Below are 26323 nucleotides of genomic sequence, written 5' to 3'. Positions count from 1 at the left end.
GAGGAGTTGCATGTTTAAAAAAGTGTTAGTGGCCAATCGGGGAGAAATTGCAGCTCGAGTCATTCGAACGTGCCGGCGGTTAGGAATTCAGACAGTAGCCATATATTCAGAAGCAGATGCTGATTCGCTCCATGTAAAATGGGCAAACGAAGCTTATTTAATTGGAAAGCCGCATGTCAGTGAAAGTTATTTGAATATTGACAAAATCATTGACGTTGCAAAAGCGACGAAAGCGGAAGCGATTCATCCAGGATATGGTCTCTTGTCGGAAAACCCGACATTTGCGCACCGTTGTGAAGAGGAAGGAATTGTATTTATCGGACCGAATGCTGATGTTATTGCGAAAATGGGAAGTAAGATTGAGTCGCGGAAAACAATGTCAGAAGCAGGCGTGCCGATCGTCCCCGGCATCTCCTTTCCGCTTCAAAATGTCGAGGAAGCAGCAAGCACAGCAGCGACGATCGGTTATCCTATTATGTTAAAGGCGTCTTGCGGCGGTGGCGGTATCGGAATGCAAATCGTCCATAATGAAGAGGAATTGCACAAAGTGTTTGAAGGCAACCAAAAGCGGGCGACTTCCTTCTTCGGCGATGGGGCGATGTATTTGGAAAAGTATATTCAGAATCCGCGCCATATTGAAGTTCAGCTTCTTGCTGACCACTACGGGAATTATGTGTATTTATGGGAACGTGAATGTTCGATTCAGCGGCGTCACCAAAAGGTGATTGAAGAAGCTCCTTCTCTGTATTTAGATGAGCAAACAAGAAAAAGAATGGGGGAGACAGCCATTCAAGCTGCCCAATATATCGGTTATACAAATGCAGGAACGATTGAATTTCTTGTTGATGAACAGAAAAACTTCTACTTTCTTGAAATGAATACGCGTCTTCAGGTAGAGCATCCAGTAACTGAGGAGATCACCGGTCTGGATCTTGTCGAAGAGCAGCTGCGCATCGCTGCTGGGGAAAAGCTCGGCTATAGCCAAGATCACGTCCAGCGTCAAGGGCATGCCATCGAGGTGCGGATTTACGCAGAGGATCCAAAAACATTTTTTCCATCCCCCGGAACCATTACTGCGCTTCAATTACCGGAGGGAGAGCGTATTCGCAATGAAACAGCTGTTCAAAGCGGAATGGTCGTAACGCCGTTTTATGATCCAATGATTGCTAAATTAATTGTAAAAGGCGAAAACCGAAAGGAAGCGATTAATCGCATGCTGCAAGCGCTTGGCAGCTATCAAATTGAAGGAATTAAAACAAACATTCCAATGCTAAAAGAAGTGTTGGCACACCCAGAATTTCAAGCGGGACATACAACAACCGATTTTGTAAATCGGCATTTAAGCAGCGTTTCTATCAAAAAATAAGATGTTGATCAAGTCTTCCACTTTTCTTGATTAGAGAGTGGAAGACCTTCAATCTGCAAGTTCAGGAAATGGAGGAGTAAAAAGATGAATCAGATTGTTGCAATAATGGCAGGGAATGTATGGAAAATTGTTGTTTCTGTCGGAGAAAACATTGAGAAAGGGCAAGATGTCGTGATTTTAGAATCAATGAAAATGGAAATTCCTATTGCTGCAGAAGCAAGCGGAATCGTTAAAGAAATTCATGTGAGGGAAGGCGATTTTGTCAATGAAGGCGATATTTTGCTTGAATTTGAATAAGAGGTGAGGCGCGTGGGCAACTGGCCTAAACACGTTACGATTAAAGAGGTAGGGCCTCGTGATGGGCTGCAAAATGAAAAGACAGCCATTGCGACTGAAGATAAAATTGCTTGGATCAATCAGCTTTCCAAAACAGGGTTGACGTACATTGAAATAACATCATTTGTTCATCCAAAATGGATTCCGCAGCTAGCCGATGCGCTAGATGTTGCAGCAGGAATTGAACGAGCTCCTGGTGTTACTTATGCAGCGCTTGTTCCGAATCAAAAAGGGCTTGAAAATGCTTTGACGACTCAAGTTGATGAAATCTCTGTATTTATGTCTGCAAGCGAGACGCATAATCAAAAAAATATTAATAAATCAATCTCAGATACCTATCCTGTCTTAACAGCTGTTGTTCAGGAGGCAAAGCGTGCTAAGAAAACTGTTCGCGGCTATCTTTCAACGGTTTTCGGTTGCCCTTATGAGGGGGAAGTTTCCATTGAGCAGGTAGCTGCTATATCAGAGCGGTTGTTTGAAATGGGAGTGGATGAGCTTTCTTTAGGTGATACGATCGGTGTTGCTACCCCTCGCCAAGTGGAAGCTGTGCTCAACTCGCTTCTAAAGAGATTCCCGAAAGAAAAGCTATCCATGCATTTTCACGATACAAGGGGAACAGCCTTAGCCAATGTGCTGCTTTCATTAGAAATGGGGATTACGACTTTTGACAGCTCGCTTGGTGGACTGGGCGGCTGTCCGTATGCACCGGGAGCTTCCGGAAACGTAGCGACTGATGATTTATTATATATGCTTCATGGCATGGATATTGCTACAGGCATTGATGCTGGGCGGTTAACGGAGGCAGCGCTATTTATTCAAAATAAAATCGGTCGAGCGCTCAATAGCCATTATTTGCAAACCGTTGATCCTTGTTTGTCCTAATAAAGTCCTGCGGTAATATGTCAAGGTGAAAAATCATAGAAATTGGAAATTCCCTTGTCCGATGATCCGAAAAAAGGCAATACTGAAGAAACCCAGTATTGGTACATGTAATAAACTGGGTCTAAAGGTTGATATTGGTATACCAGATCGATCCTCTTATCGATCTTCCCCCTTTCTTGGCGTGTAGATTTGACCGTTGCGTAGCAGCGCATCGATCACACGCACGAGTTTTCTAGCGGTGAGGACGAGGGCTCGTTTATGTTGGTGTTTGGGCACTTCCTCATACTTCTTCCGGTAGTACGCACGAAACGTCGCATCATGCCGTTGCACCGAGTTGGCAGCCTCCACTAGGTAGTAACGGAGATAGCGATTGCCGGAACGAATGAGGGAGGTGTCCTCGGCTTGAAAACGGCCCGATTGGTGCTTGGACCATGTCAAGCCGGCATATTTTGCCAAGGCGGCCTGGTTGTGAAACCGCTCGATTTGCCCGATTTCGGCCAGGATGCCTGCGGTATAAACCGGTCCGATGCCTGGGATGGTTTGCAGTGTGTTCGGAATGCCTTCAAGATGGCGGGTAATGGCTTTATCGAGCTCTTTGAGCTGCGATTGCAGGCTGCGGATTGATTGAATCGACAGCCCTAACAGCAAGTCGATGGAATCCTCGACACACTTGGACAACCGATACGACGAACGGGCCGCCTTTTGAATCGACTTGGCGATGCATTCCGGATCGGCAAAGCGATTGCGCCCTTTTTGGCGCAGGAAGTCGGCCAACTGCTTGACATCCATTTGGCAGATGTCATCGAGGCTCCACGACTCAAGCAGCAGTTCGAGAATGGCATGTCCGAAGATCGAACTGTCCACCTCTTGGGTAAAGGAACTGCATTTGTAAAACAAGTGCTGGAGAAAATACTGTTTCTCACGGGTTAACTGGTGGACGAGATGATATCGCATGCGTGTCAGTCGCTGAAGCGCGAGAAACTGCTCCTTGAGGACAGCCGTCATCTTCAGACGGCCGAAGCGAAGCCGATCCGCAATGATCCAAGCATCGATGTCATCCGTTTTCTCCAAGTCGACATAGGCTTCTTTAAACTTGCGAATGAGCTTTGGATTGATCGTAAACACCTTGACGTTCCAAGCCTGCAAGGCCTCCTGCTGGTGGAAAAACATAGCTGGATGCCAACTGTAGACCGAGGTGGCTTCCATCCCGATCAGAATTTCGGTTGGCTTTCGCTTGTTAGCCCACAGGAGGATTTGATCCCGAAGGAAGGTGGCGCCCAGAAGATGATTATCCACTTTGAAGCGTGCGCACGTATTTCCTTCATGATCCATAATGCAGGTGGCTAAGTCGCGTGAGCTCACGTCGATCCCGACGTAGAGTTTCATGAGATCACCTCCTATTGTTGTAGGATCGAGGGGTAGGACTCTTCGGGATGCCCCCGGATCGCGCCTGTTGACCAGTCACCCTCGCATATGAGAACTCACGTTGGACCATGGGCTGCCCTGGAAGCTGCTCCTTCCAGCATGGGGAAAACCAACGGGAACAGCCTGCGGGTTAGACGTCCAAACAGGGGCCGAGGAGACAGACTTTACAAGTAGTCAAAGCTACAGGAGTGAGAAGAGTATCCCCGATGATCCTAAGACCATTATCCAGGAACATTGCGAAAAGTCCAACCCCGGTACGCTCAACCCTTTGTGGGAGGGGCGCGCCCCTCCCACAAAGGCAACCACCCAAGATATGCGATTGTCAAGGAGCGTATCGGACTGGAAATTCGATAAAAAAACTTTCTGAAACTTAGTATACGAGGAGAGTGATTAAATGGAATCTTCTATTCTCTATGAGGCGGCGAATGGAGTGGCAGTGCTGACTTTGCATCGCCCGCAAGCAGTCAACGCTTTGTCTACAGCGCTGTTAATGGAGCTGAAGCAAAAGCTTGGGCAATTAAGGTTTGATCGCTCGATCCGTTGTGTGATCGTAACAGGAAGTGGAAAAAAAGCATTTTGTGCTGGTGCTGACTTAAAAGAACGTGCCAGTATGACTGAAACAGAAGTGAGAAAAACCGTTGCGCTGATTCGAGAGACGATCAATGAATTTGAACAGCTTCCAGCACCAACTATTTGCGCGATTAATGGCGTTGCATTTGGCGGAGGCCTCGAATTGGCGTTAGCTTGCGATATCCGTATTGCCTCTGATCATGCTCAGCTTGGATTAACCGAAACGGCGCTTGGGATTATTCCAGGTGCTGGCGGAACTCAGCGTCTCCCGCGTTTAATCGGAAAAGGCAAAGCAAAGGAGCTCATTTTTACGGCTAAACGGCTAACGGCAGCGGAAGCAGCCAGCATCGGAATAGTAGAATATGTTGTGCCGTATGAGCAGTTAATGGAAAAGGCCAACGAACTTGCCGGACAAATAATTCAAAATGCGCCGATTGCTGTTGCCCAAGCTAAAATAGCCATTAATCGAGGTCTGGAAGTCGATTTATATACAGGTTTGAAGCTGGAGCAGATGGCTTATGAGATGACAATTCCAACGAAGGATCGTTTAGAAGGGCTGCAAGCCTTTAAAGAAAAGCGGAAGCCTGTTTATAAAGGAGAGTAAAGGAGGAAGTGCAAGTGATCAACGAGCAAGCAAAAACATTGACCGAGAAATTGGCGGAACAAGTCGAAAAAATTGAACAAGGCGGCGCATTAAAGTACCATCAAAAAAATGCGGAGAAAGGCAAGCTATTCGTACGAGATCGTCTAAAGCTGTTATTTGATGAGGGAATGCAATTTGAGGATGCTTTATTTGCCAATTGTCTTGCTGACGGTCTGCCAGCTGATGGCGTGGTAACAGGGATCGGAAAAATCAACGGGCAAACCGTATGTGTAATGGCCAATGATTCAACGGTAAAGGCGGGATCGTGGGGATCACGGACCGTAGAAAAAATCATTCGTATCCAAGAAACCGCAGAAAAGCTTCGGTGCCCGATGCTTTATTTAGTAGACTCGGCTGGAGCGCGGATTACGGATCAAGTCGAAATGTTTCCTGGTCGCCGCGGGGCAGGGCGCATTTTTTACAATCAAGTAAAGCTTTCTGGAAAAGTGCCGCAAATATGCTTATTATTTGGACCATCGGCGGCCGGCGGTGCTTATATTCCAGCTTTTTGCGATATCGTCATTATGGTCGAAGGAAACGCTTCGATGTATTTAGGATCGCCGCGAATGGCGGAGATGGTGATTGGCGAAAAAGTGACGCTTGAAGAGATGGGTGGAGCGCGAATGCATTGCAGTGTCTCTGGATGTGGAGATGTACTTGTGAAAACAGAAGAAGAAGCCATTCAGTTTGCCCGCAAGTACTTATCTTATTTTCCAGCCAATTTCGCTGAAAAACCGCCAATTGTCGAAGCAAAGCCAGCGAAGAGCTTTGAAAAAACGATTGAGGACATTTTACCCCTGAATCAAAATGCGCCGTTTAATATGTATGACTTGATCGAGCGTTTTATTGATGAAGGCTCTTTTTGCGAAATCAAAAAGCTGTTTGCACCTGAATTGATTACAGGACTTGCTCGCTTGAATGGACAGCCAATCGGTATACTCGCTAACCAGCCGCGCATCAAAGGCGGTGTTCTATTCCATGATTCGGCTGATAAAGCAGCCAAATTTATTACTTTATGTGATGCCTTCCATATTCCGCTTTTATTTTTAGCCGATATTCCAGGATTTATGATCGGCACAAAAGTGGAAAGGGCAGGAATTATCCGCCATGGAGCGAAAATGATTTCAGCGATGTCAGAAGCAACGGTTCCGAAAATTTCTATTATCGTGCGAAAAGCGTATGGGGCAGGTCTTTATGCGATGGCTGGCCCGGCCTTTGAACCGGATTGCTGCTTAGCGTTTCCTAATGCGCAAATTGCCGTGATGGGACCAGAAGCAGCGGTTAATGCAGTCTATGCCAATAAAATTGCTGAGCTTCCTAAAGAAGAACAGGCAGCCTTTATTGAACAAAAACGGGAGGAGTATCGCCGCGATATTGATATTTATCGTTTAGCCTCAGAGATGGTGATAGATGGAATTATCGCTCCAAACCAGCTTCGCGAAGAATTGATTCGTCGCTTTGATGCCTATATGTCGAAATATATCGTCTTTTCGGAAAGAAAGCATGGAGTATATCCGGTGTAATAAAAAAGGTTCTTTGTCAAATATTGGGGTTCAGGCTGCCGCGCTTCGCTTGGTGGCCTTTTCTTCTGGAAAGGGGGTACCTCCCTTTCTAAAAGAAAAGGTAGTGCTAGCCTATATGTCCCTCAATTCTTTTAAACTTGTGGAATAATAGTATTTTTGAACGAAAACGGGTAAAATTCTTATATCCATAGGCATTTCGCTTTCATACCTCCGTTAAATTGTTGATCACTTGCTTTGTCTTGTCGCATTTGATGAGGGAAGATACGCCTACTTCCGCACGGACAACCATGTCACAGGCATGTTGTGATTTTTGATACAATCCAGCTTTCAAGCATGTAAACAGCTTGAGATCCGTTGCTTCTCAAAGAGGCCGTAACCGGTCCGCGCTGCTGAATTTAGAAAGCGAACTAACGCGAGTGACGATATCCAATGGGTCGAGGGCGCTGCAGAATAATTTTTCCCCTGTGCCAAGCTCTCAACCTGAAAGCCAGTCTTTTCCGGAAACGGTTGAGCTTAATTCTAATGCACCATAAGCTCAACCCAATGCCATCCCTGTCGGCGGACAAATGAATGAGACGAGAGCTGTAATTTGTCCCCAGAATTCTTTGTTCAACTGTCCGTCATTGATCTTTTTGCATTAAAAATTAATAGATTTTATCAAAAAGCATCATAAGGAGAAATTTCACAAATTTTCACAAGCAAGTATTATGCCGTTTCAAGCGAGAGACGTATCCAGTAAAAAAAATAGAACTATGTGCTAAATGAACAATAAAACAAGATAAAGAAAGAAATTATACAAGAAGGTAAAATGCAAAATTAAAGGGCAGAAAGGATTAAAAAACGGAAAATCATTTGAGGACTTCGAACAAATGGAAAGAAAAAGATACTCTTCATCTCCGAATATACATACTTGGAAGGAGAGGGCTAGAACAAATAATCAACAATACATTAACTTATTTTTAAAGTTTTAAATAAAAATGTTATGTTAACTTATAAGAAGAAGTGAATACAACTAAAGCCACTACCTCTTATTTCTCAACAATTAGAAAAAGAGGGGGGATGATAAGATGGATTGAGAATCATTCATTTTTCAATTTGTCAAGTTTGCTTTTCTTATTGCTTTTGCACGTGCAGGGTTTTTTACAGTCAAACCATCTCAGTACTTTAGGGAATTAAGAGCTTGGGATTATTTCTATGGATTTTACTTTGGCGGCAGAAAAACGTAAGCATGAAATAAGGAAAGGGGACATAACTGAAAATAGATTGGTAATTTTTCCGAAAAATTTGAACTATATTTTTCAGCTGGTGATTATTGTAGTGGGAATTATATGAACTATTTTTTCAGTGTGAATGATGTACCCAATGTGAATATGAGGCAGTTTATTTAGCTAACCTGGAAAAAGCAACTGATTAGGCTATTACTCTCTGTTAAACGTATCCATTTTCTTGTCATAACACCACTAGTTACATACTATTTTTATATCTGCTTACTTTAACCAGGGGAAGACTAATCTTTCAGTCTTTTTATAAATCTTCCCCTTAAAATTTCATTTAAAAAATCCATCTTAAATAAACTGACAGATATCATTCCCACTAAAACAACTCCTAGTAGACTTCTAAATAATAGAGCAACTAAAAAAGTGGGTATAATAGCCAATAATTCAAACTTATTTGCCATCGGAGAAAGTTGACCATCATCAAATAAAAGGCTCTGTGTCAATAACGCCGCCATAACAGTAACGGGGACAAAACTAAGCCAACTTAAAAACCACTCAGGAAGTTTGATTCTGCTTAAGAATAACGAAGGCACTATTCTTGGGATTAATGTAACAATACCTGTTCCAAGTATGATTAAAAAAATCTCCTACCTTATTTCCATTTGTTCATCACCATCCCAACGGTTGATCCTATAATAGTCGCAATCATGACTCCCCACATCCCTAGTATTAAAAAATTAACAACAAGTAAACAAACAACTGTAAACATTGCTATGCCTATTTCTAATAGCCTCTCATCTTTACCAATAATTTGAAATACTAATCATCCAGCAAACATAGCTGGTAACGCAAAGTCCATTCCGATAGACTCCGTATTAGTTACCCATCCTCCCATGATGGCTCACAAAATATTTGCTATAAGCCAATTGATATAAGCTGTTATATTTAACCCTAGTAGCCAAGAAAAACTAGCTTCTTTTTTGTTTGCAAGATAATTAGAAGCTACTCCAAAAGTTTCGTCTGTTATTTGACAACCTATTAAAAAATTTTTCCACAGGATCATACGCCTACAATAAGGGGCTAGAGAGACACTAAATAAAAGATGCCGAAGATTAACTAAAAAAATTGCAAAAATAATAGATGGAACAGTACTGCCATCTGTAATCATCCCCGCTGTAACAAATTGTCCAGAACCTGCATAAAGAAAGAGAGACAATAAAGCGATTTCCAACACACTAAGACCTGCCGCTTTTTCTACAACTTTCAGCAGCAAAGCCAATACTTAAATAACCAAATATGGTAGGTAAACAGGCCTTTACTCCTTCAATAAAATTATCACGATATTTTGTTTTATCTCTTACATTTAAAATAGTTTCTGGCACGAATCATTCCCTCCCTGGTTCATAATAAACTAAACTTATACTAAACGAATTATATGTATAGCAGTCAATATGACTATATAACACTATATCCGTAATCAAATTAACGATATGAATTCAAATTGAAAATCCACATAGGCTAGAAGTTTAATGGCCAAAACGGTTTTCATTTGCAGGGAAATCAATTTGTATTTATATACGAGTAGAGGAAATTTGTGAAGATTAAATTGAATCAAAATGCCAGTATCCCAAAGGTTCAACAAATTTTATTTGGTCTGTTTTTTTATCTGAGGGGGAACGATTGCCTTCAGGGAAATTTCAAGAGGTACCTATTTATCCAACTGCACTCAAATGTATTCCGATCCTGCGGTGCGAACATTGTATCTGTACCAATGGATGAAGATGGAATGAGAATTTATGAAACATGCAAACTTAGATTAATACATACTATTCCGGAATTTTTTTAAGTCAGGAAAGAAGAAAACAACTATTAACTCTTGTACAAGAATATCAATTATTGTTTTAGAGGACGACCCAAGGAGTGAAATATATTTTGATAAACAAACTTTCCTATTCAATAAAAGTTTAATTTCCTTTGTCTGAAAGAAACAACCCTGTCGGTTGGCTCAACGAAAAAGTTGGCAAGTTTTTTTAAAAAATTTTTGGGAATGCCAAACGATGCTTTAGTTATATATCTTTGATAATTAACTAAACAGAAATTGACTAAAGGAAATTCCTTTGCAATGGAAAATTTCTGACTTAATATTAATGTTTTTACGACTTATTCTAATAAATGAGAGGGGATCATCGAGATGAAAACGCTAACAGAAAGGGAAAGGTCCATACTTTTTCTTTTAAGGAGGGGGAAGACATATCAAACAGGAAAAAGTATTGCGATTTTAATGGGGGTATCCCCAAGGACTATAAGAAATGATGTAAAAGCATTAAATCGAGTATTGAGAAATTACGGGGCAGAGATTGTTTCAAAAAGAGGCATGGGATATAAATTAGAAATTCGTAATAATACTAAATTCTCAGAAATAGACAACCACGTTATTGATAACAATCATTGCTTTACATTCCCAGCGGAAAAATCAGAGCTCTTACTATTAATAATAAAAAAAATATTAATTAATATGCTTGTTAACAAAAAATTGTATCTACAAGAATTAGCGGATGAATTGTTTATTAGTTTAACTACTTTAAAAAATAATTTACCTGCAGTAAATAATGAATTAAAAAAATTTGATTTAAAGGTTAAAATTGACCGTTTTAATGGAATTAGGATCGAAGGAGATGAGGACAAATTTAGATATTGTGTGTCTGAGTATATTTTTAGAGGAGACAATTATGCATCACACCAATTATTCTCAATTGATGAAATGATGCAAATTAAAGATATAATAACAAAAATTTTATTAAATCACAATTTTATTTTAACTGATATGGCCATAAACAATTTGATTATTCACATCCAAATAAGTATACAAAGATCTTTAGCTAACATGCATCTTTCTTATAGCAACCAAGCCAAAAAGGAATTAAGAAATACCCCTGAGTTTACGATTGCTGCTGAAATCATAAATGAAATAAAAAATAGATTGGGAAAAAATATCGATTCGGAAATCTACTATTTGACTCAGCATCTAGTAAGCAGTGGAAAACTGATTTATCATCAGATGAATTCCTTTGAATTAAATAAAATCCATAACATTATCATGAAAGTCATGGAACAAATAAAAATAGAAACCTCAATTGATTTTACAAAAGATTTAGAATTAAGGAATCATCTGACCGTCCACCTTAGTGCAGCTCTAAATAGACTAAAATACAAAATGAATATTCGAAATGATCTTTTAAATCAAATTAAATATAACTACCCGTTAGCATTTGAAATTGCAGTTATTGCGAGTAAAAAAATAAAAGAAATAACAAATTTTTCGATAAATGAAGATGAAATCGGCTATATTGCTATTCATTTTGGAGCGGCTTTAGAAAGGAAAGGAATTAATGAAAAAAATAATATTAAAAAAATACTCATTGTTTGTGGATCAGGTCTGGCTACTGCCTCTTTACTCCGAGAGAAGCTAAAGGGATTTTTCGGAAATCAAATTAATATTATAGAAACTACCAGCCTTTTAAAACTTAATGTGGAAATGATTAATCAAGCGGATTTGATTCTAACTACTGTTCCGATTAACAATTTAAAATCAAAGAAAATCATGCTAATCAATCCTATTTTAAATCATAAAGATTTGGTTGAAATTAAAAATATTTTAAATGGTGACAAATTGAATATTCATTTTGATTTGAAAAAAATATTTATCAAAGAACTATTTATTAAAGGTGTGGAATTCAAAACCAAATATGAAGTACTTGATTATATTACTAATTTAATGGAAAAGCATGGATATATTGATTATCAAACAAAGCAATCAATATTTGAAAGAGAAAAAATGGCTTCAACCGAATTAGGTGATTTAGTAGCAATACCACATGCCCTAGAAAATAACATGAACAAAGTAGCAATTGCGGTATGTATTTTAAAGTCTTCAATAATATGGGATAAGGAAAAAGTACAGGTTGTTTTCGTTTTAAGTATCCCTAAAAACCAAGCTGAAAGTTATGAGTATGTTTTTCGTTTACTTTATAAATTTTTAATTGACGAGTTTGGCGCAAGTAAACTAATTTATGAATTTACTTATGAGGATATGATTCACAACCTAGAAAATATGAGTAGTAGATAAGGGTGGCAATAACTATGGATGAAATAGAATTTAACGATGACAATGTGGAAATTCATGTAGAAGCTTCCAATTGGGAAGATGCTATTAGAAAAAGCATCTTTTTATTAGAAAAAAATGGTCATGTAAATAAAAACTATGTTGAGTCAGTTATTCAAAATATAAAGGAATATGGACCGTATATCGTCATATATCCGGGATTAGCCATTCCACATACAAGACCTGAAAATGGAGCGATTAAAATTGGATATAGTCTTATTACCTTAAAAAATCCTGTGTATTTTCCCAATAGTAATACTCCAGTAAATGTTTTGATCAGTTTTTCAGCGACAGATAGCGATACACACCTAGAATTAATAAAAATGATAGTGAATATTGTAAATTCTGATTTAATAGATGAAATCTCCAAAGTTTGTTCAATTGATGAATTAAATCAACTTCTGAGTAAAAATGTTAAATAAAACAGCGAGGGAGAAGGAAGATGACAAAAGTAGCCATAATTACTAGCGGGGGAGACGGATCAGGTGTTAATGCTGCTATTGAAATGATAGCAAAAGATAAAAAAATAGAACTTTACGGATTCCATGAGGGGTTTGACGGAATATTAAAAAATCAGCCAATTCCTTTAACATTGGAAAATTGTCAAAATTATTCACTCGATGGAAAACAGATTATAAGGACTTCAAGAAGCAAATTACCGTATGAAAAGGAAGGAAGGAAAAAAATACATGAACAATTAAAATCATTTGGTTTTGATTATTTACTAATTTTTGGCGGGAACGGTTCGCAAAAAGCGGCAAAATTAATGAATTCGGAAGGAACAAAAACCATTTTTATCCCCATGACGGTAGATAATGATGTTGATGGCAGTGAATATTCGATCGGATTTGACACTGCTTTAAATAGGATTATAGGAACTATACATGACTTGCATGATACTGCACACAATATGCCTGGCAGAATTTTTATGGTGGAAGTATTAGGAGGAAAATGCGGAAATTTAGCTTTGGCTAGTGCAATTGCAGGTGGCTGTGATTTGGCAATAATCCCCGAATTCCCTACAGATAAAAATAAAGCAGTAGATATTATTGTAGAAAAACTGAAAGAAAAAAAATCTATCATAATTGTATGTTCTGAGTCTGCATATGATGGCAGACTATATAAAAGTGGGGATCAAGGAGTTTCTTTTGAAATTTCAGAATACATTGAAAAACACTTGAATATTAGAGTTAGAAAAACAATCATGGGATTTTTTATTAGAGCAGGTAATACATCTTTTAGAGATGCCATGATAGCTGTACAGATGGGTGCATTGGCTAGAGAGTGCATTAATAAAGGGATTTCTGGAAAAATGGTTGGCGTTAAAAATGGCACGGTTCAATTAATAGACTTTAATGATGTTCATTCAACAAATCAAAAACTTGATCCGCAATTAGTAAATATAGCAATAAAAAATAATATGTTAATAAAACATTAAAAATAGAAAGGGGGTGAAATAAATGTTGAAAATTTTAGTTGTATGTGGAGCTGGTCTAGGTAGCAGCTTTGCTTGCCAAATGAGTGTTGAGTCAGTGTTAAAAGATCTTAATGTTAAAGCATCATTAGATCATTCGGATCTTTCATCAGCAGCTGGGTATGGAGCTGATATTATCATTGCAGGCAAAAATTTTGAGCCACAGTTTAAGAGATACAACATTAATTCCAGCTTTATCTTTTTAAATAAACTAGTAGACAAAAATGAAATTAGAGAAAAATTAGTGCCGATTTTGCAGGAAAAGGGAGAATTATAAACTAAAAAATGAGGATTGTGTAAACACAATACCTCATCAAACTAAAAGAATTTATGAAACATATATTAGGAATTCTCCAATAGAAGCTATAGGAGGAAATGAAAATGTCTGTTATTAACTTTTTTATCGAAAATATATTAACTCAGGCAGCTGTGACAATTGGCTTGATTGCTCTAATTGGATTACTTCTGCAAAAAAAATCTTTTAGTGAAATTACTTCTGGTACGTTTAAAACGATGTTGGGATTTTTGGTGCTTTCAGCAGGTTCTGGAATAATTGTATCATCTTTAACCTATTTTGGACAAATTTTTTCAAAAGCATTTGGACTGCAAGGTATCGTCCCGTCGATAGAAGCTATAAACGGGCAAGCTATGAATGATTTAAACCTTGGGAGTGAAATAGCTCTTACATTTTTGTTTATATTCATTTTTAATATACTCATTGCTAGATTTACTAGATGGAAATATATCTTCCTAACTGGTCAAGCAATATTATGGATGGCTACAATGACCACAGTATTTGGAGTAAATGCTGGATTGAAAGGGTTTCCTCTTATTTTAATAGGTGGATTAGTCGGTGGTATTTTTGCTGTTGCTATGCCTGCCATTGCTCAGCCAATTGTGAGGAAAATAACTGGTTCCGATGATATTGCCCTTGGTCACTTTTGTACAATTGGCTATATTTTTACTGCAGGAGTTTCAAAGCTCGTTGGCGACAAAAGTAAATCTACAGAGGATTTTAAATTTCCAAAAGGGTTAGAATTTTTATCAGATAGTTATGTTGGTGTAGGATTAGTCATGATTCCGCTTTATATCATAACTGCAGCGTTTGCAGGAGAAGAATTCGCATCTCAATTTTCGGATAATTTAAATTATTTAGTATTTGCGTTTATTCAAGGCTTCCAATTCGTTGTTGGTGTATACGTCCTTTTATCAGGAGTGCGATTGTTATTAGCAGAAATTGTTCCGGCATTTAGAGGTATTGCTCTTAAAATAGTTCCAGATTCTAAACCTGCATTAGATTGCCCTGTATTATTTCCATATGCTCCAAATGCTGTGACATTAGGATTTATCGGTACAACAATTGGTTCAGTTATTGCAATGTTTGCACTACCATTATGTGGATTGCCAATGATTTTACCAGGGATGCTTACAAACTTTTTTGCCGGTGGATCAGCAGGAGTATTTGCAAATGCAGTAGGCGGAAGAAGGGGGGCTATTATATCCACTATAGCCCATGGAATTTTTATTACATTACTTCCCGCTTTACTTGTTCCCATTTTAAATTCTATAGGATTCGTAAATACAACTGCCACTGATGTCGATACTGTGATGGCTGCACTCCTTTACCATTGGATATTTAATCCAATACTTCAATTATTCTGATTCTGTCGAGGTGAACAGCAGTGGTATTTTTTAAAAAAAGAAAAAAGGAAAAAAAGATTACGAACGAGCTTCCAAAAGCACCAAATAAAGAGGATTTAATGATTGAGATTGAAAAAGCAGAAAAATTATTAGAAAACGCTAATGAAAATAACAAAATAGAGATTTTAAACCAATTAGGGAAGCTATATTTTGAAGCAGGGGAAATCGATCAAGCTATAAATTACTATGAATTAAGTATTTCTGAGAATAAAACTATAGGGCAAGCGAATAATGAATTATTAAAACTATATAACATAAAGAGAAAAGAAGCAATTGATCAAAAAAGAGATTCAGATGTTCAATTATATTTAAAAAAAATAGATGAATTGCTCAAATTATCCAAAGATATTATTAGAGGAAAGGCATAAGGTGATATAAAAATGAAAAATTTAGTATCGTTGTTTGAAATGACTAATAACAAAGGGGCAATTGGTGCTTTTAATGTGCATTGTATAGAGATGTTACCGTCCATGATGGAAGCAGCAAACGAGTTAAACATTCCTATTATTATTCAAACATCGTTAGGCACTGCAGAGTATGTTGGCTTCGACTTGATGGTATCTATTATTAAAACGCTTTCTGAAAGATACAATATTGATGTTTGTCTTCATTTAGATCATTGCCAAGATATTCATGCAATTCAAAAGGCAATCGATAGCGGATATACTTCTGTTATGTATGACGGTTCTAGCTTGCCTCTTAATGAAAATATTGAAAATACTAAAAAAGTTGTGGAATATGCCCATAAACGGAATGTATCTGTTGAAGGAGAAGTAGGAACGATAGGCGGAACTGAAGATGGATTAGTTGTCGATGAAAAAGATGTAATGTATACAAATCCTGAGGATGCATATATGTTTGTTAAGGAGACAAATGTTGATGCCCTTGCCGTTGCAATAGGGACAACACATGGATTATATAAATCGAAAGCAAAAATCAATTTTGATTTATTGAAAGAAATTTCTTCCAACATAGGCCATGTGGGTTTAGTTCTACATGGAGGAACAGGAGTATCTGATGAAGATATAAAAAGATGTGTTTCTGAAGGAGTGAAAAAAGTTAATATTGGATCTGAACTAAATAAAGCTTATATAGAGGAAATAAATAAGACCTTCCCTAAAGCAGCTGATCGCCCTTTAACATCATTAAGAAAACTTTTTATACCAGCCAATCAGAGAATCAAAGAAATTGTAAAACAAAAATTAATCTTGCTTCAGAAATAAAAAAATGCATATGATACATTATCACAATACGAATCTATCAGAGAGAAAAACAAACCAATCCTTCGCTGCTTATTTAGCGGCAAGGATTTTTTTTTGTGAAAAGAGGGAGGATGAAATGTTGTTTCTATTTGTACAAAAAAGTTAATTCAAATAACTATTGTAGATTTTCAAAACTTAGAACTATGTGCTAAATGAACAATATAAAAATAAATTTAATTTACTGTTTTTAAGGAAGCAAACACAAAGTCTGAAAAAGGGGAATGCTATAAACCCCCTTTTTCCTCATAATTTTGTATAACTGATGTTCAGCTTAAAGAGTAAGTCTGTCAATTAACTCTGAATAAGATTCACATTCATTTCACTGTCACAAATTTTTCCTTCGTGTAAATATAAAATTCGATTCCCCAATTTTTTTGCTTCCTCAAGATGATGGGTGACTAATATAATGGGAATGCGCCAAAGCTTATGGATACGTAATAGCTCTTCATGACCTTTTACACGTGTTTGATTATCTAATGCAGAAAAAGGTTCATCTAAAAGCAAGGCAGCCGGCTCGGTTGCAATGGCTCGTGCAATGGCGACCCGTTGTTTTTCGCCGCCTGAAATTTCAGACGGGTATTTATCTCTAAGGTGTTCAATTCGCAGCTCTTTCATTAAATTTTTGACAAAGCTTTCATTTTGCATGCCATAAGCAATGTTTTTCCAAACAGTCATATGGGGAAAAAGCGCATAATCTTGAAATACATAGCCGATGTTTCTTTTTTGAATAGGAACAAATACTTTCTTATTTTCAAATAAAATGGTGTCGTTTAATCGGATGATGCCAGCAGCAGGTTTGCTTATCCCAGCAATACAATTTAAGATAGTCGTTTTTCCGGAGCCGGAGGGGCCAAAAAGGACAACAATCTCATTAGCCACTGAAAATTTTACATCTAATTCAAAATGGGATAGTCTTTTTTGGATTTCAACGATAAGCATAAGAAAAAACTCCTTTAAGTAAGCGACAATTTGAACTTACTATTTTTGTACATGTCTCATCATATTCCGTTTGCTCCACCAATTTAGCCATAAAATAGCGCTAAAGCCGAGGGCAACGATAATGATCACCCAAAATTTTGCTGCTTCCAAATTACCTGACTCCACCGCAAAATAAATAGCTAAAGGAATGGTGTCGGTGACATTCGGAATATAGCCGGCGAGCATGAGAGTGGCACCAAATTCTCCTAACGCTCGTGCAAAGGATAAAACTAAGCCAGCTAACAGTCCTGGCCATGCCAGTGGAAAAGATATCGTCCAAAACACTCTCCATTTCGATGCCCCCATTGTATATGCAGCATTTTCAATATTTGGGTCATACTGCCGAAACGCTGCAGATGCACTTTGATACATTAAAGGAAAAGACACGACGACTGCTGCGATCACAACAGCATACCAAGTGAAAACAATTTGGAAATCAAACCAATCGAGCAGTAGTCGACCAATAAATCCGTTTTTACCAAATATATATAATAAACCAAAGCCTACAACTGTAGGCGGAAGCACGAGTGGCAGCAAAATAATCGCTTCTATAATACTTTTCCCTCGAAAGGAGTTACGACTAATCAATCGTGCCAACACAACCCCAGTAACAAATACGATAAACGTGGCGATTGTTGCCGTTTTTAAAGAGAGTATAAGCGGCGAGTAATTCATACTTGTCGTTCACCTTTTCATAAAGTTTCATCATTTTTCGTTATAAATGGTTATAATTATTTTGAACTTTGGAGTAAAGGAAATGGTAAAACAAGAAGTTGAGTCATTTCCATTGAAAAAGAGCGAAACAAAACATGATATAATCAAGATTAGATATAAACTACATAGCCATCTTCTTGTTAAGAAAATAATTAATTTTATTTATATTTAAATATAAATCATTGATACTGAAGTTATCAATACATTATATCAAATTACATTTAATTACTTATAACGAATTTTTTATGAAGGAGTAAGTAGGTATGGAAAAAAATCTTTCTTATACAACCGAGGAAGTGGCAAACATATTAAAGGTTTCAAAATTAACCGTATATGATTTAGTGAAAAAAGGGTTATTACCTGCTTATCGTGTCGGACGACAAATGCGAATTGATCCTTCCGATCTAGAAGAGTATATAAAAAAGTCAAAAGAAGAACTACAGCCAAGCTCCGTACAGTCATCAAAAAAAGAAACATCGATTGAAACTCAAGGGTATTTGCAACCTAGACAATTAATTATAAGCGGCCAGGATATGAGCTTAGATATTTTGGCGAACTACTTAGAAAAATCCTCGAAAAGGTTTCGGCCACTTCGTTCTTATGTTGGAAGCTTAGAAAGCCTAATTTCAATGTATCAAGGATATTCAGACATTGTCAGTACACACTTAATCGAAGGAATTTCAGGTGAATATAATGTTCCGTATATCAATAAGATACTAGTGAATTTTCAGTATATCGTGATTCATTTACTAACAAGGAAGGCAGGCTTTTACGTCAAAAAGGGAAACCCGTTGAATATTAAGCATTGGGAAGATTTAAGAAGAAAAAATATAAAAATTGTGAACCGGGAAAAAGGTGCGGGTGCTCGTGTTTTACTAGATGAATGTTTGAGAAAGTATCGCATACCTGTTTCTGAAATTAACGGCTATGACAATGAGGTAACCAATCACGTAAGTGTCGCAAGTGCTGTCGCTAAAGGGGATGCAGATGTCGGGGTAGGAATTGAAAGAGGGGCTAACCTAGTTAAAGATGTCGATTTCATTCCGTTAGTTAATGAAAAGTACGATTTGGTTATTTTAAAGAACGATGAGAATAGAGAGTTAATTAGTCAAGTCCTGCAAATTTTAAGATCGGTTCACTTTCAAAACGATTTAAAAGCACTAGGAGGCTATGATTTGTCACAAACCGGACAAGTCGTTTATGAAAGCTGAAATGGATCCAGCTAAAAGCCAGGGGTTTCTCTTAAAAACCCCTGGCTTTGTTTTATCACTTTTTGGCACTGGAATATCTGGTTTTCTTGATTCGTGAGCACTGGAAATGAAAAACCAAAAAGAGAAACATAAGTATATCTTTTTCTATTATATTTATTTATAATTAAATATAATTAATTATAAATAAAAGAAAATAGGATGTTGTAAAGATGAACATTCATTTTAAAGCGATAGGAAAAATTCTAACCCCTTTTAACACCTTGGAAGGAATGCCGATTCAATCGGCAGCGGCGAAAAATGTAGAAGGAACAATAGAGCTTAACCCATTGTATGTAGAAGGAATGAAAGATCTGGACGACTTTTCACATCTTATTCTTATTTATTATTTTCATAAGGTTCATGAATATTCATTGCAGGTAGTTCCTTTCTTAGATGATCAACCCCATGGTATTTTTGCAACAAGATTCCCGAAAAGACCGAACCCAATCGGCTTTTCAGTCGTTCGATTGAAAAGTATTGAGGGGAACCATATCCATGTCCTAGATGTCGATGTATTGAACGAAACACCTCTACTCGATATAAAGCCTTACGTTCCGATGTTTGATGCAATAGAAACATCTAAGATTGGATGGTTTGAAAAAAGAATCGAAAACGTAGATAAAGTAGATAAAGTAAAAGCTGATAAAAGCATTTATTGAAAAGGCGGTATTGGCAAGGCCGATTAAAAAGCACCTTATGGTTTTTTTTCATTGCACTGAACAAAATGTGTTTTTTCTATCCATGAACGGAGACACTTTACTATTCTATATAATTATATTTTATATAAATTAATTATATACTATACAAAATAGTTATAAGAAATTATAATAAGTTTTATATTAGATTAAAAATAGAAGGGGGAGAGAAAGCATGAAGCATTCTATTCGCATGATCATGATCATGTTTTTGTGTGCTTCAATCTTTTTTATTTTTGGTTGTACAAACGAGGGAGAAAAACAGGAATCAAAGAAGACAGAGGATAAACAGACAGTACAATTAACCATCTCAGCAGCCGCAAGCTTACAAGATGCCTTAACGGAAATTCAGAAAAAGTATGAAAAAGAACATGAAAATATAAAAATTACATTTAACTTTGGAAGTTCTGGTGCATTGCAACAGCAAATCGAACAAGGAGCGCCGGTAGACCTATTTTTCTCGGCTGCTGAAAATAAGTTTCGTCCACTCGTAGACAAAGGATTGATTAACAAAGAAGAGAGTAAAAACTTGTTAGGAAATGAAATCGTTTTAATAGTTCCGAAAGATAAAGCAGACACAGTAAAAGGATTTCAGTCTTTGGCAGACAGCGGTATTAAGCAATTTGCATTAGGAAATCCTGAAACTACTCCAGCAGGTCAATACGGGCAGCAAACTCTGACCAAGCTAAATCTTTGGCCAAAAGTAAAAGAGAAAGTCGTATACACAAAGGATGTGCGCCAAGTATTATCATATGTAGAAGCAAATACAGTGGACGCAGGAATTGTATTCAAAACTGATGCCCAAATATCTGATAAGGTAAAAATTGTCGACATTGCAGACGCAAATATGCATGATCCTATTATTTATCCAGTTGGCATCATTAAGGACACAAAGCATAAAAAAGAGGCTCACGATTTCTATCAGTACCTACAGACAGAAGATTCGTTTCAAATTTTTGAAAAATTCGGATTTAAGATTTTGAAATAAGCGGGCTTCATTACTGTTCGATCAACTTAAATTATAAGACTTGCCTTGAGGACAAGTCTTTTTTATTTTGTTCTTGACCTTAAAGTTACTTTAAGGTGTAACTTTGATTATAAAGGACGTGATTGAGATGAGTTCAAACGATACAAACTTTTTCCAAAAGGACCGGTATTTTAAAAAGTGCTTTAAGATATTATGAGTCAGAGAATTTACTGCATCCAATAAGAAGCGAAAATGGTTACCGTCTTTATTCGGAAGAACAGATAGCAACCGTAAAATTGATTTCAAGTTTACGTTTAGCCGATGTACCAATAAAAAAACAGTAGAAGAATGTAACCATAAAAATGTTAATAATCAGTAAACAATGTCTTTTAATCAAGGGAATTTCTACCAAATTTGTGTGGGAGGCGATAGATATAATGAATACAAGGAAGCGAAGTACGACAATTATCATGGATAACGATAGCGCACCTCTCGCGATGTTGACAAGAATGTTTTTTGGACCTATTATTGCGATCATATTCGCAGTATTAATTTACCAAATACGTGGTATATAAACCTACTTCATTTTGAAGAAAGGTGAGATCGATGAAAAAGTTACCAATAGTCCATAACTTAAGAGGAGCAATTAATGAGGTGATTAAAAATAACAAAGAAGAAGAGATATCCACCTAACAGATTCATTAAAGCTGTGAATGTAAAAGATGAAGAACTGTTGCGTGTGTGTTCTAAAATGGTTACCAGTCCTGATTCATTAAGTGCTTTTTATGATGCAATTAGTAAACATCCTAATTTGATTACAATAGAAGATTTTATTGTTGTTTATGGTGAAAAATGGGGATTTAGTTCAGAAATCATTGAAGAATGCAAAAGAAGGGTTCAATTATTTGATGAGATCGCTAGAAAGAAGAGATTTGGTGTATATGCTTAATGATATTAAACCTAATTATTAACCTTTATTTTTTAGGAAAAAGGGAATGACAATAATTAACAGAATTGCTTGTTTCGCTTCTTTTGGCGTACGGGATCGATTCGGGATAGTCTTGATTAAGCTATGAAACTACTCCATTCAAGGTATTACCTCTTGTCTTTACGAGTTTTGTGATTACAACTTTATGGGCTTTTAAAGGATTCCAATTCGATTTGTCTTATGAATGAATGGTCATACTTTTATTGTCTTCTTCAACGCACCTGTTAGTTGAAGTACAATTGATGCTCGATTTTGCCGCTCAACACGGCATTGCCCCTAAAATTGAGGTGATCGGTGCTGACCAAGTAGACGAAGCGTATGAGCGCGTCCTCCGCAGTGATGTACGTTATCGATTCGTTATTGACATGTCTACCTTATAATTATGTAAAACTTTGAAATACCGACTTGGATGTATCACGAAAATAGTTGGTCCTAATGAATGGTGAGAGGAGGCTGGACTCAAAAAGTCGCTTTACGACCTTTTGGGGCAGCCTCATTAACTCTCGACTTATTCTGTTTCCCTTGAGAAACTAGAAAATGACCATATGAATACGCAGTTTAATCCCCCGTTGAGCAAGGAGTCATGCGTTGGCCCTTTGGTCATATTCCTCCCTCAGGCGCTTGATATCTTCTTTAGGTGGAAAACCGAACATGCGGGAATATTCACGGCTGAATTGCGATGGACTTTCATAGCCGACTCGGAATGCGACATCAGCGGCATCTGTTGACTCGGTTAATAGCAGGCGTCGCGCTTCCTGCAGCCTTAGTTGTTTTTGGAACTGAATCGGGCTCATAGCCGTTACCTCTTTAAAGTGCCGATGAAGTGAAGAAACACTCATATTTGCGATTTCCGCAAGCTCCTCAACTTTAAAAGACTGATTATAGTGATTTTTGATATATTCGATCACGTCTCTGATTCGATAGGTATAGCTCCCTTCTATGGCCATTTGTTTCAGTATTCCCCCATGTTGTCCTTGCAGAACCCTATAGAGTATTTCCTTCGTGTAAATAGGAGCAAGCACAGGGATATCTTTCGGGTTGTCTAGCAAACAAACCAGTCTGATTACCGCATCCAACATACATAACTCCATAGGGCTGACAAACATAGCTCGCTTCGTATTTTCTTTCAGGCCAACTTGAATTTCAGAATCACTTAAAAGCTCTAAAATTTGACCCGGTCTAAATTCAAGTTTTAAAGCCAAATACGGAACATCGTAAGTGGCTTTCGTGATTTGGGCGATAACGGGCAAGTCAACGGATGCAACAAGGTAATCGGCGGGACCGTACGTAAAGTGCTCCTGTGCCAGCCATACCTGCTTCTCACCTTGAACGACAATGCATAAGGAAGGATTATGAACACCGTGATTTGGTCCTGTAACAGTAGAATGACGAGAGAAAAATAAAGACGGAATAACGGTCGTGTGAATACCGTCTTGGCCTGTGTGACGTTCAATCAGCTTGGCGAGCTCATCTTGCTGTTTATAAATTTGTTCAGACATAAAATCCTCCTTGCTTCTTTATTCTTGCTAGTTCCATTTTAATGCATATTCGTCTGTTGCGTAAGTGGCTGTGAGAGGATTAGGCAATCATTTGAGACGATCATGATACCGTTCGTTTTTTCATTTGTTGCATAATAAACATGCGTAAGGTTTTTCACTCTTTTATGATCGCTAAAAAATTTCAAAGTGAAAGGAGGGGATCGGATACTATGAATAACGCTTGGAAGATTTACATGTTGACCCTGATCAGCTTCTTTGTGGGCACTTCACAGTTCGGGATCGTAGGTATGCTAGATAAAATCGCTGCTTCCGTCGGCGTAGCGGTAGCGACAGCGGGACAGCTTATTACCGTATTTGCGCTCGGGAACGCGATCGGCACGCCCATTGTCATGGTGGCGATGGCCAAGATGAATCAGCGCAGTCAATTGTTGCTGGCTCTTTCTATTATTTTACTGGGCATCGTTTTGACACTCCTTCTCCCGGGGTTCGGCTTTCTGATGGCTTCCCGTGTTGTACTAGGGATCGGAACGGGCGTCTTTGTCGTTACCGCCTATGCCGTTGCCGCGAAGTTGGCTCCTCCCGGACGTCAGGGCGGAGCGATGTCTAATGTCGCAATGGGCTTCGGCTCCTCTCTCGTATTCGGTGTCCCTATTGGGCGCGTTCTCGCAGAGACATATGATTGGAAGACGATCTTCTGGGTTATCGGCATCTTCAGTCTGCTGGCCATCTTCGCCGTCGCAAGGACGATTCCAGACATGGAAGGTGAAACGTCCGTCCCTCTGGGTAAGCCACTTGCTTTTGTGAAGAATCCGCGGATCGCGGCTGCTCTTGGAGTCACGTTCTTTGTGTTTATTGGTTTTTCGATTGTCGATACGTATATCACCTCCTATTTAGCTACCGTCATGCCAGAGATGAAACGGAAAATCAGTGTCATTCTCTTTGCTATGGGGATCGCGAGCGTGATCGGTTCGAGATTTGGCGGCTTCTTAGCGGATCGGATCGGCACCTTCCGCACTCTTATCATATCCATGGTCGTTCAAGCTTTTGCTTTGGTGTTACTGTCAGTTGGCTCCGGATGGACTATCGTCGCCATCCTGTTGCTCATGATTTGGGAACTCGCTTGTTGGACGTTCGGGCCGACCCAAAACTTTAACCTGATCTCGCTTGCGCCGGAAGCCTCTGGGATCGTGCTCAGTCTGAACAGTTCCTTTGTACAGCTCGGGTTTGCCACAGGTGCTGGCATCGGGGGGATCACCGTAGGAGGCTTGTCAATCATGGCGATTACTTGGATCAGTGCCGTCTCCGTCGCGATCGCTGCCATCATTGCAGTCGTTTCCTTCGGTCGTGCTTGGTCATTCTCAACTGTCCAACAATGAACACAATAGATGATGTAAAAAAGACAGAACCATCCAATCTTCGTATACCATATTTCTGCTTTAATAAAGGAATATTGATTTATAAAAACAGGAGGAGATTTTACGTGGAAAAGGTCATTTTGAACAACGGAGTTGAGATGCCAATTCTTGGTTTCGGTGTCTATCAGATCGATCCAAACGAATGTGAACAATGCGTGTATGACGCCCTTATGACGGGTTATCGTTTGATTGATACCGCTGCCGCTTATCAAAATGAGGAAGCGGTTGGTCGAGCCATTAAACGGAGTGGAATCCCAAGAGAAGACATATTTGTGACCACAAAGCTATGGATTCAAGATGTCGGCTACGAGAGCACAAAAAAAGCATTTGCAAGGTCATTGGAAAGATTGCAACTTGATTATTTGGATTTGTATTTGATTCATCAGCCTTTTGGCGATGTTTATGGCTCCTGGCGTGCGATGGAGGAATTGTACCGTGAGGGGAAAATTAGGGCCATTGGAGTGAGCAACTTCCAGATGGATCGTCTGATCGACTTGATCATCCATCATGAAGTCACTCCTGCCGTCAATCAAATTGAAACGCATCCTTTCTGCCAACAGGTCGAGAGTGCCCAATTTATGAAAGAGCACAATGTACAGATCGAGTCTTGGGCGCCTTTTGCCGAAGGGAGAAATAACATTTTCCAAAATGAAGTTTTAGTATCCATCGCTGAGAAGCATCGTAAATCCGTTGCTCAAGTCATTTTGCGTTGGTTGACACAAAGAGGAATTGTGGCCATTCCAAAGTCTGTTCATAAAGAACGGATCATTGAAAACTTTCATATCTTTGACTTTGAATTAAGTCAAGAGGATATGGAGAGCATTGCAGCGTTAGATACGAAAAAAAGCTTGTTCTTTTCCCATAACGATCCTGAAATCGTGAAATGGCTTTGTAACCGTAAACTTGATATTTAGTGCTTTTATACCACACAACAAACTGAAATGCGGAGAAGGGGGGATGCTGACTTGGCTTGTCCTTTTATCCAATTCTTGAAATGGAGTTTTAAATTTGAATAATGTTTTGCACTTAATGGATTTCTAAACAAACCTGATGTTCAGTTGACGCTTTATCGGCTATCATCCCCAGAAGTTCGTTGAAGCTTGGGCGTAAACAAACTTGGATGTGAATAAGTTTACAATAAGGCACGCTAAACTATTGTGTACTTTCATGGATACACTAAAATTTATGATCAATTATCGGCCATTTGTTCACTAATGGACAAACCGTATTCACCTAACCATTGCGGGCACCATGAG

Annotated in this window: 24 protein-coding genes and 2 pseudogenes; 20 read left to right on the top strand and 6 right to left on the bottom strand. The window is 38.4% G+C overall.

Features of this window, described 5'->3' with window-relative positions:
- The first annotated feature begins 10 nt into the window (after positions 1-10).
- The 3 genes from NSQ94_RS09765 (at position 11) to NSQ94_RS09755 (ending at position 2584) form a co-directional block, all read left to right on the top strand.
- Complete coding sequence (locus tag NSQ94_RS09765) at positions 11-1366, top strand: acetyl-CoA carboxylase biotin carboxylase subunit (RefSeq protein ID WP_063389477.1); 1356 nt, start codon at positions 11-13, stop codon at positions 1364-1366.
- Between the two features lie 84 nt (positions 1367-1450).
- Positions 1451-1663: an acetyl-CoA carboxylase biotin carboxyl carrier protein subunit gene (locus NSQ94_RS09760; protein WP_063389476.1), complete on the top strand. Its 213-nt coding sequence runs from the start codon at positions 1451-1453 to the stop codon at positions 1661-1663.
- A gap of 12 nt (positions 1664-1675) precedes the next feature.
- Complete coding sequence (locus tag NSQ94_RS09755) at positions 1676-2584, top strand: hydroxymethylglutaryl-CoA lyase (RefSeq protein WP_063389475.1); 909 nt, start codon at positions 1676-1678, stop codon at positions 2582-2584.
- 156 nt (positions 2585-2740) lie between these two features.
- Here NSQ94_RS09755 and NSQ94_RS09750 read toward each other — a convergent pair whose 3' ends face one another.
- On the bottom strand, positions 2741-3970 hold the full coding sequence (locus NSQ94_RS09750) for an IS110 family transposase (RefSeq protein ID WP_027725928.1): 1230 nt from the start codon (positions 3968-3970) through the stop codon (positions 2741-2743).
- Positions 3971-4403: 433 nt separating this feature from the next.
- Here NSQ94_RS09750 and NSQ94_RS09745 point away from each other — a divergent pair, with 433 nt between their 5' ends.
- Positions 4404-5183 (top strand): enoyl-CoA hydratase, encoded by a 780-nt coding sequence (locus tag NSQ94_RS09745; RefSeq protein ID WP_063389474.1) that lies wholly within the window; start codon positions 4404-4406, stop codon positions 5181-5183.
- A 14-nt stretch (positions 5184-5197) separates the two neighbouring features.
- Complete coding sequence (locus NSQ94_RS09740) at positions 5198-6745, top strand: acyl-CoA carboxylase subunit beta (RefSeq protein WP_063389473.1); 1548 nt, start codon at positions 5198-5200, stop codon at positions 6743-6745.
- Between the two features lie 1507 nt (positions 6746-8252).
- Here NSQ94_RS09740 and NSQ94_RS09735 read toward each other — a convergent pair.
- Together NSQ94_RS09735 and NSQ94_RS09730 are read right to left on the bottom strand one after the other, a co-directional pair.
- Positions 8253-8555, bottom strand: coding sequence for an AzlD domain-containing protein (locus NSQ94_RS09735; RefSeq protein ID WP_339230683.1), 303 nt, complete (start codon positions 8553-8555; stop codon positions 8253-8255).
- A gap of 59 nt (positions 8556-8614) precedes the next feature.
- Positions 8615-9344, bottom strand: a pseudogene (locus tag NSQ94_RS09730) (AzlC family ABC transporter permease).
- A gap of 809 nt (positions 9345-10153) precedes the next feature.
- Here NSQ94_RS09730 and NSQ94_RS09725 point away from each other — a divergent pair.
- The 7 genes from NSQ94_RS09725 to NSQ94_RS09695 all read left to right on the top strand — a co-directional run bounded on the left by NSQ94_RS09725 (position 10154) and on the right by NSQ94_RS09695 (position 16522).
- Positions 10154-12088 (top strand): BglG family transcription antiterminator, encoded by a 1935-nt coding sequence (locus NSQ94_RS09725; protein ID WP_339199906.1) that lies wholly within the window; start codon positions 10154-10156, stop codon positions 12086-12088.
- Positions 12089-12102: 14 nt separating this feature from the next.
- Positions 12103-12546 carry a PTS sugar transporter subunit IIA gene (locus NSQ94_RS09720; RefSeq protein WP_130157288.1) on the top strand — a complete coding sequence of 148 codons (444 nt, stop codon included), beginning with the start codon at positions 12103-12105 and terminating at the stop codon, positions 12544-12546.
- Between the two features lie 20 nt (positions 12547-12566).
- Complete coding sequence (locus NSQ94_RS09715; RefSeq protein ID WP_130157286.1) at positions 12567-13562, top strand: 6-phosphofructokinase; 996 nt, start codon at positions 12567-12569, stop codon at positions 13560-13562.
- A 22-nt stretch (positions 13563-13584) separates the two neighbouring features.
- A complete protein-coding gene (locus NSQ94_RS09710) occupies positions 13585-13875 on the top strand; it encodes a PTS sugar transporter subunit IIB (protein ID WP_130157284.1) in 291 nt (96 codons plus the stop codon).
- A 104-nt stretch (positions 13876-13979) separates the two neighbouring features.
- On the top strand, positions 13980-15260 hold the full coding sequence (locus tag NSQ94_RS09705) for a PTS sugar transporter subunit IIC (protein ID WP_339230680.1): 1281 nt from the start codon (positions 13980-13982) through the stop codon (positions 15258-15260).
- A 20-nt stretch (positions 15261-15280) separates the two neighbouring features.
- Entirely contained in the window at positions 15281-15667 is a 387-nt protein-coding gene (locus NSQ94_RS09700; RefSeq protein WP_130157282.1) for a tetratricopeptide repeat protein, read from the top strand.
- 12 nt (positions 15668-15679) lie between these two features.
- Positions 15680-16522: a class II fructose-bisphosphate aldolase gene (locus tag NSQ94_RS09695; RefSeq protein ID WP_130157280.1), complete on the top strand. Its 843-nt coding sequence runs from the start codon at positions 15680-15682 to the stop codon at positions 16520-16522.
- 330 nt (positions 16523-16852) lie between these two features.
- Here the strand turns inward: NSQ94_RS09695 and NSQ94_RS09690 are convergent, their stop codons facing one another.
- On the bottom strand, positions 16853-17500 hold the full coding sequence (locus NSQ94_RS09690; protein ID WP_339230678.1) for an ATP-binding cassette domain-containing protein: 648 nt from the start codon (positions 17498-17500) through the stop codon (positions 16853-16855).
- Between the two features lie 39 nt (positions 17501-17539).
- Positions 17540-18214 carry a molybdate ABC transporter permease subunit gene (gene modB, locus NSQ94_RS09685; protein WP_063389471.1) on the bottom strand — a complete coding sequence of 225 codons (675 nt, stop codon included), beginning with the start codon at positions 18212-18214 and terminating at the stop codon, positions 17540-17542.
- A 302-nt stretch (positions 18215-18516) separates the two neighbouring features.
- On the opposite strand from modB, the gene NSQ94_RS09680 reads away from it, so the two are divergent.
- The 6 genes and pseudogenes from NSQ94_RS09680 to NSQ94_RS09655 form a co-directional block, all read left to right on the top strand.
- Positions 18517-19464, top strand: coding sequence for a helix-turn-helix transcriptional regulator (locus tag NSQ94_RS09680; protein ID WP_063389470.1), 948 nt, complete (start codon positions 18517-18519; stop codon positions 19462-19464).
- Positions 19465-19673: 209 nt separating this feature from the next.
- A complete protein-coding gene (tsaA, locus tag NSQ94_RS09675) occupies positions 19674-20162 on the top strand; it encodes a tRNA (N6-threonylcarbamoyladenosine(37)-N6)-methyltransferase TrmO (protein WP_339230676.1) in 489 nt (162 codons plus the stop codon).
- A gap of 229 nt (positions 20163-20391) precedes the next feature.
- Complete coding sequence (gene modA, locus NSQ94_RS09670; protein ID WP_339200000.1) at positions 20392-21186, top strand: molybdate ABC transporter substrate-binding protein; 795 nt, start codon at positions 20392-20394, stop codon at positions 21184-21186.
- Between the two features lie 140 nt (positions 21187-21326).
- Entirely contained in the window at positions 21327-21509 is a 183-nt protein-coding gene (locus NSQ94_RS09665; RefSeq protein ID WP_277874812.1) for a MerR family transcriptional regulator, read from the top strand.
- Positions 21510-21874: 365 nt separating this feature from the next.
- Positions 21875-22114 carry a hypothetical protein gene (locus NSQ94_RS09660; protein WP_339230674.1) on the top strand — a complete coding sequence of 80 codons (240 nt, stop codon included), beginning with the start codon at positions 21875-21877 and terminating at the stop codon, positions 22112-22114.
- 263 nt (positions 22115-22377) lie between these two features.
- A pseudogene (locus tag NSQ94_RS09655) lies at positions 22378-22533 on the top strand (alcohol dehydrogenase); the annotation flags it as partial.
- A 201-nt stretch (positions 22534-22734) separates the two neighbouring features.
- On the opposite strand, the gene NSQ94_RS09650 reads toward NSQ94_RS09655, so the two are convergent.
- Entirely contained in the window at positions 22735-23652 is a 918-nt protein-coding gene (locus NSQ94_RS09650; RefSeq protein WP_144598429.1) for an AraC family transcriptional regulator, read from the bottom strand.
- 209 nt (positions 23653-23861) lie between these two features.
- On the opposite strand from NSQ94_RS09650, the gene NSQ94_RS09645 reads away from it, so the two are divergent.
- On the top strand, positions 23862-25028 hold the full coding sequence (locus NSQ94_RS09645) for an MFS transporter (RefSeq protein WP_339230672.1): 1167 nt from the start codon (positions 23862-23864) through the stop codon (positions 25026-25028).
- 104 nt (positions 25029-25132) lie between these two features.
- Positions 25133-25981 carry an aldo/keto reductase gene (locus NSQ94_RS09640; protein ID WP_339230670.1) on the top strand — a complete coding sequence of 283 codons (849 nt, stop codon included), beginning with the start codon at positions 25133-25135 and terminating at the stop codon, positions 25979-25981.
- Positions 25982-26323 lie beyond the last annotated feature (342 nt).

It is taken from the genome of Aeribacillus sp. FSL K6-2833, assembly GCF_037965815.1.
In the GTDB taxonomy this organism is placed as follows: domain Bacteria; phylum Bacillota; class Bacilli; order Bacillales; family Aeribacillaceae; genus Aeribacillus; species Aeribacillus composti.
Note: the sequence above shows the minus strand (reverse complement) of the source record. Positions and strands in the feature narration are given on the sequence as shown.